Below are 14,423 nucleotides of genomic sequence, written 5' to 3'. Positions count from 1 at the left end.
GCCCACGGCTTCGGCCATTGCATCAGCGGGTGGCTCGCGACGCATCTCGGTCCCGGACGTGGGAGGACCGGGACCCTCTTGCGCCATGGGGCGGACTGCGGTCGCTCCGGCGGCCCCGCGGGAGAGCAGCGAGGGCCCACGCCGTGGCACAACCGGGCGAGGCCCTCTCTCTTCGGCTTTTCGGTGCGGGACCGGCCCAGCCCGCACCGGGACACCTCCCCCGGCTGCCGCACTGGTCCAAGCGAATGGCCGTAGAGAGATCACCACCGGTACACCGCGGGTGCGTCGAGGCCGTTTCCGCACTCTGTGCTAACTCCTTGTGGACGCGTGCGGCACAGCGTGTTCCCCATGGGTTCCGACGCCGAGGAGACAACGATCATGCCGGCCAGGCCCGCCGCAGCACCGACCGCGGCGTCACCGGACCCCCTCGCACTGATCCGCACCCGCTCCTACGCCATGCTGCTCCTGGTGGCGGCGATTCTCGGGATCCCGGTCTCGGCGCTGGCGTTCGGCTTCCTCGCCCTCGTCCACGCACTCCAGTCGCTGACGTACGACGAGCTGCCCAGGGCGCTGGGCTTCACCGGAACGCCCTCCTGGTGGCCGGTGCCGTTGCTCGCGGTGGCCGGACTGCTGGTCGGGCTGACCGTCCGCCACCTCCCCGGGAAGGGCGGCCACCGGCCCGCCGACGGTCATATGAACACGGGGGCGCCCGCGGCATCGGAGCTGCCCGGCATCGTTTGCGCGGCAATCATCTCGCTGGGCCTCGGGGCGGTGCTCGGTCCGGAGGCGCCGCTCATCGCGCTCGGTGGTGGTCTGGCGGTGTGCGCGGTGCGGCTGGTCAAGCCCGGCATCAGCGCCAAGGCGAGTGCCATGGTGGGCGCGGCGGGCAGTTTCGCCGCCATCAGCGCCCTGCTGGGGTCACCGCTCCTGGGTGCTTTTCTCCTGATGGAGGCCTCGGGGCTGGCCGGCATGACGCTGGGAGTGGTGCTGCTGCCGGGCCTGCTCGCCGCCGGGGTCGGGGCCCTCATCTTCACAGGTCTCGGCTCCTGGACCGGTCTGGGCACGTACTCACTGGCCCTGCACGATGTGCCCCGCGCCGAACAACCGGACCTCGCGCAGTTCGGCTGGGCGATCGTGCTGGGGCTCGCGGCGGCCCTCGCCGGTACGGGTGTTCAGCGGCTCGCCCTGTTCCTCCGGGACCGGGTCGAGCGGCGGACGGTGACGGCCACCCTCGTCATCGGGGTGGCCGTCGGGCTGGTGGCGTTCGGGTACGCGCAGGTCACGGGCCGGGATGCCGCCGGGGTGCTGTACTCCGGGCAGAGCGCGCTCGGCCCGCTGCTCTCCGGCAGCGCGGGCTACTCGGTCGCCGCGCTCCTGTTGCTCGCCCTGTGCAAGGCACTGGCCTACGGCGCGTCCCTGAGCAGTTTCCGGGGCGGCCCCGTATTTCCCGCGATGTTCGTGGGCGCGGCGGGCGGGATCGCACTCTCCCATCTGCCGGGGGTGGGCCTGACAGCGGGCTTCGCGATGGGCGTCGGTGCCATGTGTGTGGCGATTCTGAAGCTTCCGATGACCTCGGTGCTGCTGGCCACCCTGCTGTTGGGGTCCGAGGGTCTCACCGTCATGCCGCTGGTGATCGTCTCGGTCGTGGTCTCCTACGTGCTCACGCTCCGGCTCGCTCCGTCGCCCGCGGCCGCGCCTCCGGCACCCGACGGGGCGTCGGGTGCCGGCTCGCGACCGGACCAGGGGTGACGGACAGGCCCCCTCAGACCTTCTCCCCCTCCGTCGGACTCGTGCACAGCGCCCACATGATGAAGATGTTGATGGCGATGAGCACGAGGGACCAGAACGGATAGAAGGGCAGCCACAGGAAGTGGGCCAGTGCACCCAGTCCGGCGAGCAGGATGCCGATCACACGGGCCCATACGGCCCCGGTGAACAGCGCACAGCCGGCGAGGACGATGACGATGCCCAGGATGAGGTGGATCCAGCCCCAGCCGGTGAGGCTGAACTGGAAGAGGTAATTGCGCGTCGCAACGAACACGTCACCCTTGGCGATCGCGGCGATCCCTTCGAAGATCGCCATCGCTCCGCCGAAGATCATCAGGACCGCCGCGAAGGCGATCCAGCCGTACCGGAAGGGATGCCGCGAGCTCGGGGTGGTGTCACGCTCCGCGCTCGGCCCACTGGTCGCATGTGCCATGCCGACCTCCTGATCCAGTTGAGCAACCCGGTGGACCCGAGCGGGCCCGCCGGACCTCCCTGGACCAGCGTGGCATGCCGAGGTCCGTGCGGCAGAACGACCAGGTCCGGCCGTCCGCCCGGTCTCGCCGCCACGGACCGGGCCGCACGCGGAGTTCCGGCACACCGTGCGGACCCGCTCATCCGGCCCGGGCTCCGCCACCGGGCACGGGTCACCGTGCGGAAGTGGCCAAGTTGATGGTCCGCACATCCGTGCGTACCCAGGGTCCCGGTCGGGCACCGGCAAGCGGTCCGCCACCGCGGGGTCGGGCTGCTGGTACCGGACACCGGGAGCGGCGGTCCCGCCGAGCAGCTCTGCCGTTCGACGGGCCGGACCCCGTGCGGGTCGATCCCGGACTGCGCCTGCACCCCACCGATGTCCTGAAACCGACGCTCCGTCACCACCGGGAGGCCGTCCGGTCGGAACGGGGACGCTCCGGTCAACTCGCGGACGTGACAATGGCTGTGGAAGTCCCCCTCCCAAGGAGAACCTCATGACGCTGTACGACATCCCGCTGCGCACCCTCGCCGGGGAGCCCACCTCCCTGGCCGACTACCGAGGCAGGGCGGTCCTGTTGGTGAACGTCGCGTCGCAGTGCGGGCTGACCCCGCAGTACGCGGGTCTGGAACGGCTCCAGAAGGAATACGCGGACCGCGGCTTCACTGTGCTCGGCGTGCCGTGCAACCAGTTCGCGGGCCAGGAGCCGGGCAGTGCGGAGGAGATCGAGACCTTCTGCTCGACGACATACGGCGTGACGTTCCCGCTGCTGGAGAAGACCGAGGTGAACGGCGAGAGCCGCCACCCGCTGTATGCCCGGCTGACCGGAGTCGCGGACGAGGCCGGCGAGGCCGGCGACGTCCAGTGGAACTTCGAGAAGTTCCTGATCTCGCCCGCGGGTGAGCCGGTCGCGCGGCTGCGTCCGGGCACCGAGCCGGAGGCCCCGGAGCTCATTGCGGCCATCGAGGCCCAGCTGCCCGGCTGACCGGCTCCACGACGGGGCCGGCCGCGCCCTTCGGACGGCCCCGTCGTACGGTCCATCCGATGCCGGGTACGCACAGCCCGGGCGTGCCCGGTGCTCGGCCCGGCCCCGCGGAAACGCCCTAGCGGATCTGCATGCCCGAGAGGGTGCGGGCGATCACCAGGCGCTGGATCTCGCTCGTTCCCTCGAAGATCGTGTAGATCGCCGCGTCCCGGTGCATCCGCTCCACCGGGTACTCACGCGTGAAGCCGTTGCCCCCGAGGATCTGAACGGCCTGGGCGGTGACCTTCTTCGCGGTCTCGCTCGCGAAGAGCTTGGACATGGAACCCTCCGCCGAGGTGAACGCCTTGCCGGTGGTCGCCATCCAGGAGGCGCGCCAGACCAGCAGCCGGGCCGCGTCGATCTGTGTACGCATGTCGGCGAGCTGGAAGGCGACGCCCTGGTTGTCGATGATCGGCCGGCCGAACTGGGTGCGGGTCCTGGCATAGTCCAGCGCGACCTCGTACGCCGCGCGGGCGGTGCCGACGGCCATGGCGCCGACCGCGGGACGGGACGCCTCGAAGGTGGCCATCGCCGCGTTCTTCACCCGCTCGCCACCGGACGCGGCCCGCTCACGGGCCCGTGCCAGGCGCTGGTCGAGCTTGTCCTTTCCGCCGAGCAGGCAGTGGCCGGGGACCCGGACGTCCTCCAGGACGACCTCGGCGGTGTGCGAGGCACGGATGCCGTGCTTCTTGAACTTCTGTCCCTGGGAGAGGCCCGGGGTGTTCGGCGGCACGATGAACGAGGCGTGCCCCTTGGAGCCGAGCTCGGGGTCGACCACGGCGACGACGACGTGGACGTTGGCGATGCCGCCGTTGGTGGCCCAGGTCTTGGTGCCGTTCAGCACCCACTCGTCCTTGGCCTGGTCGTACACGGCACGGGTACGCATCGAGGCGACGTCGGAGCCCGCGTCGGGCTCGGAGGAGCAGAAGGCGGCGACCTTCACGTCGTCGGGGTCGCCGTACATCTGCGGGATCCAGGTACCGATCTGCTCCTCGGTGCCGTTGGCAAGGACCCCCACGGCCGCCAGCCCCGTACCGACGATCGACAGGGCTATGCCCGCGTCCCCCCAGAAGAGCTCCTCCATCGCCATCGGGATGCCGAGGCCCGTCGGGTCGAAGAACTGCTGGGCGTAGAAGTCGAGGGAGTAGATGCCGACCTTGGCCGCCTCCTGGATGACGGGCCAGGGCGTTTCCTCACGCTCGTCCCACTCGGAAGCCGCCGGGCGGATGACATCCGCGGCGAAACCGTGAAGCCAGTCACGGACCTGCTTCTGGTCATCGTTGAGTTCGAGCGTGAACTCTGCCATGTTCCCTCCACCTACTGCCTTGAAGACACCACTGGTTACTTGCGGTAACCGCAGTCTGTTACCGGCAAGTAGCCTCTGTCAACCGCCCGGATGCCGATCCGCGGCCACCCGCACCGGGTGTTACGTTGCGCCAGGCAGGACGCAAGGGCACGGTCAGGGGCGGAGAGAGACGACATGGAGACCACACGACAGGCCGAGCGCCAGCGGACGGCGACCGAGAGCCGCCGCCGGGAGCTGCTCGAGGCCGCCGACCGCGTGGTGCTCAGGGACGGCCCGGGTGCGTCGATGAACGCCATCGCGGCGGAGGCCGGGATCACCAAGCCCATCCTGTACCGGCACTTCGGCGACAAGGGCGGCCTCTACCGCGCCCTCGCCAAGCGCCACACCGACGCCCTGCTCATCGCCCTGCGGGCGGCGCTGGACGCGCCCGCCGAGCGCCGTCGGCGTGTGGAGTCCACACTCGACACCTACCTCGCCGCGATCGAGGCACGCCCCCAGGTCTACCGCTTCCTGATGCACCCGTCCGACGACCCGGCCCCCACGACCGAACAGGGCTTCGATGTCGGACGGCACTCCGCGCCCCTGCTGCGCCGACTCGGCGAGGAACTCGCCCTGGTGATCGCCGAACGGGTGGACCTGGGCCCGGACAGCGAGGCCACGGCCCGCATCTGGGGCCACGGCATCGTGGGCATGATGCATGCGGCGGGTGACTGGTGGCTGGGTGAACGCCCCTGCTCCCGTGAGCAGTTGGTGCACAGCCTCGCGGATCTGCTGTGGGGCAGGCTCGCCGCCGCCGACGACCGGCCCGGCGGCCCCGGATTCTGAGGGAGCACGCGGTCAGCCGCCGGAGCCCCAGGGGGCCCGGCGGGCCGCGCGCAGCGCCCTCGCCCGCCGCAGCCCGGTCAGCCGGTCCGTGTAGACCATGCCTTCGAGATGGTCGCACTCGTGCTGGAGGCACCGCGCGAAGAAGCCGGTACCGGCGACCCGCACCGGCTCACCCTCCACGGTCACGCCCTCGACCACAGCGCGGTCGAAACGCGGGGTGCCGGCCTCGATGCCGGGCAGCGAGAGGCAGCCCTCCGGACCCCGCACGCTGACGCCGTCCGCCTCGACCAGCTTCGGGTTGACGACGTGCCCGAGGTGACGGACGTCGTCGTCGTCCGGGCAGTCGTAGACGAACACCCGCAGCGGGACACCGACCTGATTGGCCGCGAGACCGACTCCCTGGGCCGCGTACATGGTGGCGAACATGTCCTCGACCAGGCGCGCGAGCGAGGGGCCGAAATCCGTGACGGGGCGGCAGGCGCCGTGCAGCACCGAATCACCGAACATGTTCATGGCACGAATCAGTCCGGAACTTCCGGGGATCGGGCGGTTTCGCATGGCCGCCATCGTACGTTCCACCCGACCTGCGCCTTCCCTGCGGTGCCGCAGTGCGGTAGTCGCACCGGACATCGATAGGCTGGGCGCGGACCGATGCAAGGAGGATCTAGGACGATGGCAGGCAACACGGAGCCGCTGTCGCCACGGGCCAAGCTGGCCGTGACGGCGGGCAAGGCCGCGGCGGCGGTGTCGCGCGCCGCGGGGCGCGGCAGCGGATCGGTGATCGGCGGCCGGGTGGCGCTCAAGCTCGACCCCGACCTGCTGGGGCGGCTGGCGCAGCACCTGGACGTGGTCCTCGTGTCGGCGACGAACGGCAAGACGACGACGACCCGGCTGATCGCCGAGGCGCTGCGGGCCGCGGGCCCGGTCGTGTCGAACGCACTCGGCGCGAACATGCCGGCAGGCATCACCTCGGCACTGGCGGGCGGCACGGACGCGAAGTACGGCGTCATAGAGGTCGACGAGAAGTACCTCGCCGGTGTGGCCCGCGACACCACACCCAAGGTGATCGCGCTGCTCAACCTCTCCCGCGACCAGCTGGACCGCGCCGCGGAGACCCGGATGCTCGCGGAGAAGTGGCGCGAGGGACTGTCCGGCTCGAAGGCCGTGATCGTGGCGAACGCGGACGATCCTCTGATCGTCTGGGCGGCGTCTTCCTCCCCCAATGTCGTGTGGGTCGCGGCCGGCCAGGCGTGGAAGGACGACGCCTGGTCCTGCCCGTCCTGCGGCGGCGTGATGCAGCGTCCCGGCGACGACTGGTTCTGCGGCGAGTGCGGATTCCGCCGCCCCGCCCCCAGCTGGGTGCTGCACGGCGACTACGTCCTGGACCCGCACGGCTCCGCGTGGCCGATCCACCTCCAGCTGCCGGGCCGCGCCAACAAGGCCAACGCCACCAGTTCCGCCGCCGTGGCCGCCGTGTTCGGTGTGCCCCCGCAGGTCGCACTGGAGCGCATGTACCAGGTGCAGGCCGTCGCGGGCCGCTACGACGTGGTGTCCTTCCTCGGCCGTGAGCTGCGGCTGCTGCTGGCCAAGAACCCCGCGGGCTGGCTGGAGACCTTCTCCCTGATCGACCCGCCGCCCACTCCGGTGATCCTGTCCGTCAACGCCCGTGGCGCGGACGGTACGGACACCTCGTGGCTGTGGGACGTGGACTACACCCAGCTCGCCGGCCACCCGATCTTCGTGCTCGGCGACCGCAAGCTGGACCTGGCGGTCCGGCTGGAAGTGGCCGGTCTCGACTTCCGTGTCTGCGAGAACCTCGACGAGGCCGTGCGGCAGGCGCCGCCCGGACGGATCGAGGTCATCGCCAACTACACCGCCTTCCAGGATCTGCGCCGTCGTGTCGGCAACTGACCCCGGCCCCGGCCACCTCCGGAGAGGACGAAGCATGAGCAACAACGGTCTGCGTCTGGTCTGGGTCTACCCCGACCTCCTCAGCACCTACGGCGACCAGGGCAACGCGCTCGTGGTGGAGCGCAGGGCCCGCCAGCGCGGTCTCGACGTGCAGCGCGTCGACGTCCGCAGCGACCAGCCGGTCCCGACGTCCGGCGACATCTATCTGATCGGCGGCGGGGAGGACCGGCCGCAGCGTCTCGCCGCGGAGCGGCTGCGCCGCGACGGCGGGCTCAGCCGGGCCGCGTCCAACGGCGCGATCATCTTCTCGGTCTGTGCCGGTTACCAGATCCTCGGCCACGAGTTCATCAACGACCTCGGTGAGCGCGAGCCCGGTCTCGGGCTGCTCGACGTGGTCTCCACCCGCGGAGAGGGTGCGCGGTGCGTCGGTGACGTACTGGCCGACATCGATCCGCGGCTCGGCCTGCCGCCGCTGACCGGTTTCGAGAACCACCAGGGCATCACTCATCTCGGCCCGACGGCACGGCCGTTCGCCCGGGTCCAGCTCGGCCGGGGGAACGGCACCGGCGACGGCACCGAGGGGGCGTACAACGACACCGTCTTCGGTACGTACATGCACGGCCCCGTGATGGCGCGCAACCCGCTGATCGCGGATCTGCTGCTGAAGCTGGCGCTCGATGTCAACGCCCTGCCCCCGACGGACGACCGCTGGTACGAGGCGCTGCGCGCCGAGCGCATCGCCTCGGCGACACAGCCCGCCTGATGAGGCAGTTTTTGCTCAACTGAGCAGCGTCCAGCAGGCGGACGCCCGGTTCGGTCCCGCCACCCTGCGCCGGTAGGGTGGCGGGGATCCAACCGGACGACGTGGTCCGGTCGTCGGCCCACGTTGCAAAGGTTTCCCGGGCAATGCGAATTGGTGTACTCACCTCCGGCGGCGACTGCCCCGGCCTCAACGCCGTCATCCGTTCCGTCGTGCACCGCGCAGTGGTCGACCACGGCGACGAGGTCATCGGCTTCCACGACGGGTGGAAGGGTCTCCTGGAGTGCGACTACCGCAAGCTCGACCTCGACGCGGTGGGCGGGATCCTCGCCCGCGGCGGTACGATCCTCGGCTCCTCCCGGGTCCAGCCGGCCCATCTGCGGGGCGGTGTCGAACAGGCCAGGCGCCATGTCGCCGATCTCGGTCTCGACGTGATCATCCCGATCGGCGGCGAGGGCACCCTCAAGGCGGCGAGCCTGCTCTCCGAGGCGGGCCTGCCGATCGTCGGTGTTCCGAAGACGATCGACAACGACATCGCCTCCACCGATGTGACCTTCGGTTTCGACACCGCCGTCGGCGTCGCCACCGAGGCCCTGGACCGGCTGAAGACCACCGCCGAATCGCACCAGCGGGTACTGATCGTCGAGGTCATGGGCCGCCACACCGGCTGGATCGCCCTGCACTCGGGCATGGCGGCCGGTGCGCACGCCATCGTGGTGCCGGAGCGCCCCTTCGACATCGACGAGCTGACCGAGGTGGTCGGCCAGCGTTTCTCGGCCGGCAAGAAGTTCGCGATCGTCGTCGTCGCCGAGGGCGCCAAGCCGCGCCAGGGCTCCTCCATGGAGTTCGCGCAGGGCACCAAGGACATCTACGGGCACGAGCGGTTCACCGGGGTGGCCACGCAGCTCTCCGTAGAACTGGAGCAGCGCCTCGGCAAGGAGGCGCGTCCGGTGATCCTCGGCCATGTGCAGCGCGGCGGCACCCCGACCGCGTACGACCGGGTACTCGCCACCCGCTTCGGCTGGCATGCGGTGGAGGCCGCGCACCGCGGTGAATTCGGCATGTTGACGGCGCTGCGCGGCACGGACATCGTGATGGTGCCGCTGGCCGAGGCCGTGGAGACCCTGAAGACGGTCCCGGCCGAGCGGTACGCCGAGGCGCAGTGCGTGCTCTGAGCAACACTCCTGTCGATGGACTGCCCCCGGCCGCAGCTGCGGCCGGGGGCAGTCCTACTCTGGTCGGGACAACCGGCACGAATCGGGGACGTCCCCAGCGGGAGTGAACAGATGGATCACAGCGGGCACGGCATGAACATGGATCTGCCGCCGTTCACGCTGGGACGCGGGCTCCAGTTCTCCGCGGACCCGTTCTTCCTCATCGGCTCTGTGCTCGCCCTCGGCCTGTACGGGTACGCCGCGCTGCGGCTGCGCAGACGGGGGGACAGCTGGCCGGTCGGCCGGATCATCTTCTTCGTCGTCGGTGTGCTGTCCATCGCCCTCGTGATGTGCACGAAGCTCAACGACTACGGCATGGTCATGTTCAGCGCACACATGGTGCAGCACATGGTGATCAGCATGCTGTCCCCGATCCTCCTGCTGCTGGGCGCTCCGGTGACACTGGCGCTGCGCGCGCTCCCGGTCGCCGGACGTGGCCGCACCGGTCCGCGAGAACTGCTGCTGATGCTGCTGCACAGCCGGTACATGAGGGTCATCACGCATCCGGCCTTCACGATTCCGATCTTCATCGCGAGCCTGTATGCGCTGTACTTCACGCCGCTCTTCGACTTCCTGATGGGTTCGAAGATCGGCCATATCGCGATGATGGTGCACTTCCTCGCGGTCGGCCTGGTGTTCTTCTGGCCGATCATGGGCGTCGACCCGGGGCCGCACCGGCCCGGCTATGTGATGCGGATGCTGGAGCTGTTCGCCGGGATGCCGTTCCACGCGTTCTTCGGCATCGCGCTGATGATGGCGTCCACGCCGATGGTGGAGACGTACCAGAATCCGCCGGCCTCGCTCGGCATCGACGCGCTCAGTGACCAGAGCTGGGCGGGTGGCTTCGCCTGGGCCTTCAGCGAGATCCCCTCGGTGCTGGTGCTGATCGCGCTGGTCTTCCAGTGGTATCGCTCCGAGCAGCGGACGGCGAAGCGCCTCGACCGGGCGGCCGACCGGGACGGGGACCAGGAGCTGCAGGCGTACAACGCCTATCTCGCCTCGTTGCAGGCGCGCGGACGGTAGCGGCGGACATGCCTCCGGGGTGACGATGGCCTCCACGGCCGTGCGGCCGACGAGGAGGGTGCGGGCATGTCCGGATCCACGAAGACCATGGTCGTCATCACCGTGGTGACCCTGGTGGCGGTCACGGCCTACACGGTCGCTCTGGGGAGCAGCGGCTGGCTCTGGTTCGGCTGGGTGGTACTCGGCCTGATCGCCCTGGGAATGATCGCGACGCGCGAGTCCTGAGAGCCGGCCGGCCGGATGGCCCGCGGTCGCCCGCCGGACGAGCCGCATCAGAAGCGGAAGAGCGGTCCGGTGACCGCGTCCATCGTGCAGGCGCTGGGGAATGTTTTGCGCCATTCGACGCGCACCCCGTCCCAGGTCCCGGTGGCGGTGACCGTCACCGGGTCGAAGCCCTCGGCGCACGGGTGCGGGTCGCCGAGCAGCCCGTCGAGATCGCCCGCCGCCTCGTCGACCGCCGCGCACGCGGCCACCGCCTGCGGATGGTGGACGTCCGCAGTGGGCGGGCAGAGCAGTTCGACGCCTCGGATCCAGGTGGCCTCGCTGCCCGAGACGGTGAGGCGGAGCCGCCGGTCCGGCACCGTTCCCATGGTCCGGGCGGCCGCGTCGGGGGCCGCGGTGGCGAGGCCGACGAGACAGGACAGGGCTACGGCGGCGAGGGCCGCACACGGACGCATCGGATGACTCCTGGGGGCCGGCGGATCCGGGCGGTCCCGGGTGGGGGCCTCGGACGCCCGGGGCGGCCCGCGGCCGGGAACCCCCTCAGCTGATCCGGCAGGCCCCTGCCGGGCAAGGAGCCGCGCCGCGGGCCCCGCCCGCCGGAGGCGGGGCTGGGTCCGGCCGGAGTACCCGCAGGCCGTCCGATCCGATCCCCACCCCGGGACGGTTGTCGCACCGCACGGGCGGGGGCCGGCATGCACCGGAACATCCGAGCCGTTCACGCTCATCTGCGCCATTCACCCTGTGAAGGGTTGACTCGTCACCCGGTGCCGCACGCGGGTTCCCCCGCGGACACGGCACGCGGCGGGAGGCCGGGCACAGATGGATCCACCAGCAGTTTTGCCATCCATGCGGGCTGCGCAAGAGGCGGCCAAGTTAACGAAGACGTAAAGCAGTTGTGATCTGAGTATTGACAGGTGCGCATCATCACGCCACCTTGGGAGCGCTCCCACAATCAAGAGTTGCACACACAGACCACCGAGCACCCCGAGCAGAGCACGCGCCCGGGGCATCGGTTCCCGCTTGCCGCCCGAACCCGTTCCACGACATCGCACCACAGCTCCCCACCTCCCTCCACCCGCTCCCCCACGACACCCCGCCATGGAGGATTTGTGTCGATATCCCGTAGAACGTTCAGTAGTGCGCTGGGTGGCAGTGTGCTCGCCCTGGGCCTGGCCCAGGGCGCCGCAGTCCCCGCTCCGGCCGCCGCGGCGACCCGCGACAATGCCCGGAGCTCGGCGGCCGACGATCCCTACACCCAGGCGTTCCTCACCCAGTACGGCAAGATCAAGGCGGCGGCCAACGGTTACTTCAGCCCGGAGGGCCTGCCGTACCACTCGGTCGAGACCCTGATGGTCGAGGCACCGGACCACGGTCACGAGACCACGTCGGAGGCGGTCAGTTTCTGGATGTGGCTGGAGGCGGCGTACGGGCGGGTGACCGGCGACTGGGCCCCGTTCAACGAGGCCTGGGTGGTCGCGGAGAAGACGATCATTCCGCAGCACGCCGATCAGCCGGCCAACGACTCCTACAGCCCCTCGGCCCCCGCCACCTACGCCCCGGAGTGGCCGCTGCCCGACAACTACCCCTCGGCCCTGGACAAGTCCGTCGCCGTCGGCTCGGACCCGCTCGCCACGGAACTGGCCGCGTCCTACGGCACGATGGACGTGTACGGCATGCACTGGCTGATGGATCTCGACAACACCTACGGGTACGGCAACAAGCCCGGCACCGGCGGCGAGTCCGGCCCGGGCGCCGGCCCTTCGTTCATCAACTCCTACCAGCGCGGCTCGCAGGAGTCGGTGTGGGAGACCATCCCGCAGCCGACCACCGACCTCTTCACTTACGGCGGCCCCAACGGCTACCTCGATCTGTTCGTCGGCGACCAGAGCTACTCCAAGCAGTGGAAGTACACCAACGCCCCGGACGCGGACGCCCGCGCGGTCCAGGCCGCCTACTGGGCCTACCGCTGGGCCTCGGCCCAGGGCAAGGAGAGCGAGGTGGCCGACTCGGTGGCGAAGGCCGCCAAGATGGGCGACTACCTGCGCTACGCCATGTTCGACAAGTACTTCAAGCGCATCGGCGACTGCACCGATCCCGGCTCCTGCCCGGCCGGTTCCGGCCGGGACTCCCAGCACTACCTGCTGTCCTGGTACTACGCCTGGGGCGGCGCCGCGGGCAGCGGCGGCGGCTGGGCCTGGCGCATCGGTGACGGCGCCTCCCACCAGGGGTACCAGAACCCGCTCTCCGCCTGGGCGCTGGCCAATGTTCCGGTGCTCACCCCCAAGTCGGCCACCGCGAGGACGGACTGGGCGAAGAGCCTGACCCGGCAACTGGAGTTCCTGACCTGGCTGCAGTCCAGCGAGGGGGCGTTCGCCGGCGGGTGCACCAACAGCTGGGAAGGGCAGTACGGAACGCCTCCGGCCGGCACCCCCACCTTCTACGGCATGGCCTACGACTGGCAGCCGGTCTACCACGACCCGCCGAGCAACAACTGGTTCGGCTTCCAGGTGTGGGGCATGGAGCGGGTGGCCGCGTACTACTACGTCACCGGCAACGCGACCGCCGGGGCCCTGCTGGACAAGTGGGTCACCTGGGCCTTGGGCGAGACCACGGTCGGAACGGACGGAAGCTACCGCTTCCCCTCCACGCTGAACTGGACGGGCCGGCCGGACACCTGGAACCCGGCCTCCCCCGGATCCAACTCCGGGCTGCACGTATCGGTCGTCGACTACTCCAACGACGTCGGCGTGGGCGCCGCCTACGTCAAGACGCTCACCTACTACGCGGCGAAGTCGGGCGACCAGGCGGCGGCCGCACTGGCCAAGGCGCTCCTCGACGCGATGGCGCTGAATGCCGACGCCAAGGGCATCGCGGTGCCCGAGACCAGGACCGACTACAACCGCTTCGACGACGAGGTGTACGTCCCGTCGGGGTGGTCGGGCACGATGCCGAACGGCGACACGATCGAGCCGGGCGCCAGTTTCCTCGGCATCCGCAGCTGGTACCGCGACGACCCGGACTGGCCGAAGGTGCAGGCCTATCTGGACGGCGGCGCCGCGCCCACCTTCACCTACCACCGCTTCTGGGCGCAGGCGGCACTCGCCCTGGCCTTCGCCATCTACGCGGAACTCCTGGTGGAGGGGGGCGGCGGCGGGGACACCGAGGCTCCCACCGCACCCGCCGGCCTCACCGTGACCGCCACGACGAGCAGCAGTGTGTCGCTCTCCTGGTCGGCGGCCACCGACGACGTCGCGGTGACGGGCTACGACGTCTACCGCAACGGGGCACTGGCGGGGAGCGCGACGGCGCTGACGTTCACCGATCAGGGCCTCGCCGCTGCCACCGAGTACAGCTACGCGGTGGCCGCACGCGATGCGAGCGGCAACACCTCGCCGCTCTCCGGCGCCGTGTCCGCGACCACGAAGTCGGGCGGCAGCGGCAGCGGCGCGGTGAAGGTCCAGTACAAGAACAACGACTCCTCGGCCACCGACAACCAGATCCGGCTGGGACTGCAGCTCCTGAACACGAGCAGCGCGCCGGTGGACCTCTCCACGGTCAAGGTCCGGTACTGGTTCGGATCCGACGGCGGCGCGAGCACCTTCAGCACCTACTGCGACTACGCGGCCCTCGGATCCTCCACCGTCACCCACACGGTGGTGACCGCCACGGCCTCGAAGACGGGTGCCGATCACTACCTGGAGGTCGGATTCGCCGCGGGCGCGGGCACGCTGGCCGCGGGGGCCTCCACGGGCGAGATCCAGCTCCGCCTGAACAAGACGGACTGGTCCAACTTCGACGAGACCGACGACTACAGCCGCGCCACCAACACCGCGTACGCCGACGCCTCGAAGATCGCGGCGTACATCGGCTCCGCCCTGGCCTGGGGGGTCGAGCCGTGAGAA

The 14,423-nt window shown here is 70.3% G+C and carries 13 protein-coding genes; 9 read left to right on the top strand and 4 right to left on the bottom strand.

The window, feature by feature from the left end; all coding sequences use genetic code 11:
• Positions 1-378 precede the first annotated feature (378 nt).
• Complete coding sequence (locus AB0L71_RS22235) at positions 379-1,749, top strand: chloride channel protein (protein ID WP_365245736.1); 1,371 nt, start codon at positions 379-381, stop codon at positions 1,747-1,749.
• A 13-nt stretch (positions 1,750-1,762) separates the two neighbouring features.
• Here the strand turns inward: AB0L71_RS22235 and AB0L71_RS22230 are convergent, their stop codons facing one another.
• On the bottom strand, positions 1,763-2,200 hold the full coding sequence (locus tag AB0L71_RS22230) for a hypothetical protein (RefSeq protein ID WP_365245600.1): 438 nt from the start codon (positions 2,198-2,200) through the stop codon (positions 1,763-1,765).
• Between the two features lie 532 nt (positions 2,201-2,732).
• Between AB0L71_RS22230 and AB0L71_RS22225 the strand changes: the two genes are divergently transcribed.
• Complete coding sequence (locus AB0L71_RS22225; protein WP_365245597.1) at positions 2,733-3,221, top strand: glutathione peroxidase; 489 nt, start codon at positions 2,733-2,735, stop codon at positions 3,219-3,221.
• A 118-nt stretch (positions 3,222-3,339) separates the two neighbouring features.
• Here AB0L71_RS22225 and AB0L71_RS22220 read toward each other — a convergent pair whose 3' ends face one another.
• Positions 3,340-4,566 carry an acyl-CoA dehydrogenase family protein gene (locus AB0L71_RS22220; protein WP_365245595.1) on the bottom strand — a complete coding sequence of 409 codons (1,227 nt, stop codon included), beginning with the start codon at positions 4,564-4,566 and terminating at the stop codon, positions 3,340-3,342.
• Positions 4,567-4,740: 174 nt separating this feature from the next.
• On the opposite strand from AB0L71_RS22220, the gene AB0L71_RS22215 reads away from it, so the two are divergent.
• Positions 4,741-5,391, top strand: a complete 651-nt coding sequence (locus tag AB0L71_RS22215; protein WP_365245593.1) for a TetR family transcriptional regulator — start codon at positions 4,741-4,743, stop codon at positions 5,389-5,391.
• Between the two features lie 12 nt (positions 5,392-5,403).
• Here AB0L71_RS22215 and def read toward each other — a convergent pair whose 3' ends face one another.
• The gene (gene def, locus AB0L71_RS22210) at positions 5,404-5,949 is read right to left on the bottom strand and encodes a peptide deformylase (protein WP_365245590.1); all 546 of its coding nucleotides are present in this window, start codon (positions 5,947-5,949) and stop codon (positions 5,404-5,406) included.
• Between the two features lie 114 nt (positions 5,950-6,063).
• Between def and AB0L71_RS22205 the strand changes: the two genes are divergently transcribed.
• From AB0L71_RS22205 to AB0L71_RS22185, 5 genes are all read left to right on the top strand, one after another.
• The gene (locus AB0L71_RS22205) at positions 6,064-7,302 is read left to right on the top strand and encodes a MurT ligase domain-containing protein (RefSeq protein ID WP_365245587.1); all 1,239 of its coding nucleotides are present in this window, start codon (positions 6,064-6,066) and stop codon (positions 7,300-7,302) included.
• A 34-nt stretch (positions 7,303-7,336) separates the two neighbouring features.
• Positions 7,337-8,065 carry a glutamine amidotransferase gene (locus AB0L71_RS22200; RefSeq protein WP_365245584.1) on the top strand — a complete coding sequence of 243 codons (729 nt, stop codon included), beginning with the start codon at positions 7,337-7,339 and terminating at the stop codon, positions 8,063-8,065.
• Between the two features lie 143 nt (positions 8,066-8,208).
• The gene (locus tag AB0L71_RS22195; protein ID WP_365245581.1) at positions 8,209-9,237 is read left to right on the top strand and encodes a 6-phosphofructokinase; all 1,029 of its coding nucleotides are present in this window, start codon (positions 8,209-8,211) and stop codon (positions 9,235-9,237) included.
• 111 nt (positions 9,238-9,348) lie between these two features.
• Complete coding sequence (locus tag AB0L71_RS22190; RefSeq protein WP_365245578.1) at positions 9,349-10,299, top strand: cytochrome c oxidase assembly protein; 951 nt, start codon at positions 9,349-9,351, stop codon at positions 10,297-10,299.
• A 66-nt stretch (positions 10,300-10,365) separates the two neighbouring features.
• Positions 10,366-10,524 carry a hypothetical protein gene (locus tag AB0L71_RS22185; RefSeq protein WP_365245575.1) on the top strand — a complete coding sequence of 53 codons (159 nt, stop codon included), beginning with the start codon at positions 10,366-10,368 and terminating at the stop codon, positions 10,522-10,524.
• A gap of 47 nt (positions 10,525-10,571) precedes the next feature.
• Here the strand turns inward: AB0L71_RS22185 and AB0L71_RS22180 are convergent, their stop codons facing one another.
• Positions 10,572-10,976, bottom strand: a complete 405-nt coding sequence (locus AB0L71_RS22180; protein WP_365245572.1) for an SSI family serine proteinase inhibitor — start codon at positions 10,974-10,976, stop codon at positions 10,572-10,574.
• A 699-nt stretch (positions 10,977-11,675) separates the two neighbouring features.
• Here AB0L71_RS22180 and AB0L71_RS22175 point away from each other — a divergent pair.
• Positions 11,676-14,420: a glycoside hydrolase family 48 protein gene (locus tag AB0L71_RS22175; protein WP_365245733.1), complete on the top strand. Its 2,745-nt coding sequence runs from the start codon at positions 11,676-11,678 to the stop codon at positions 14,418-14,420.
• Positions 14,421-14,423 lie beyond the last annotated feature (3 nt).

The sequence above is a fragment of the Streptomyces sp. NPDC052052 genome, from assembly GCF_040680455.1.
Taxonomy (GTDB): Bacteria; Actinomycetota; Actinomycetes; order Streptomycetales; family Streptomycetaceae; genus Streptomyces.
Note: the sequence above shows the minus strand (reverse complement) of the source record. Positions and strands in the feature narration are given on the sequence as shown.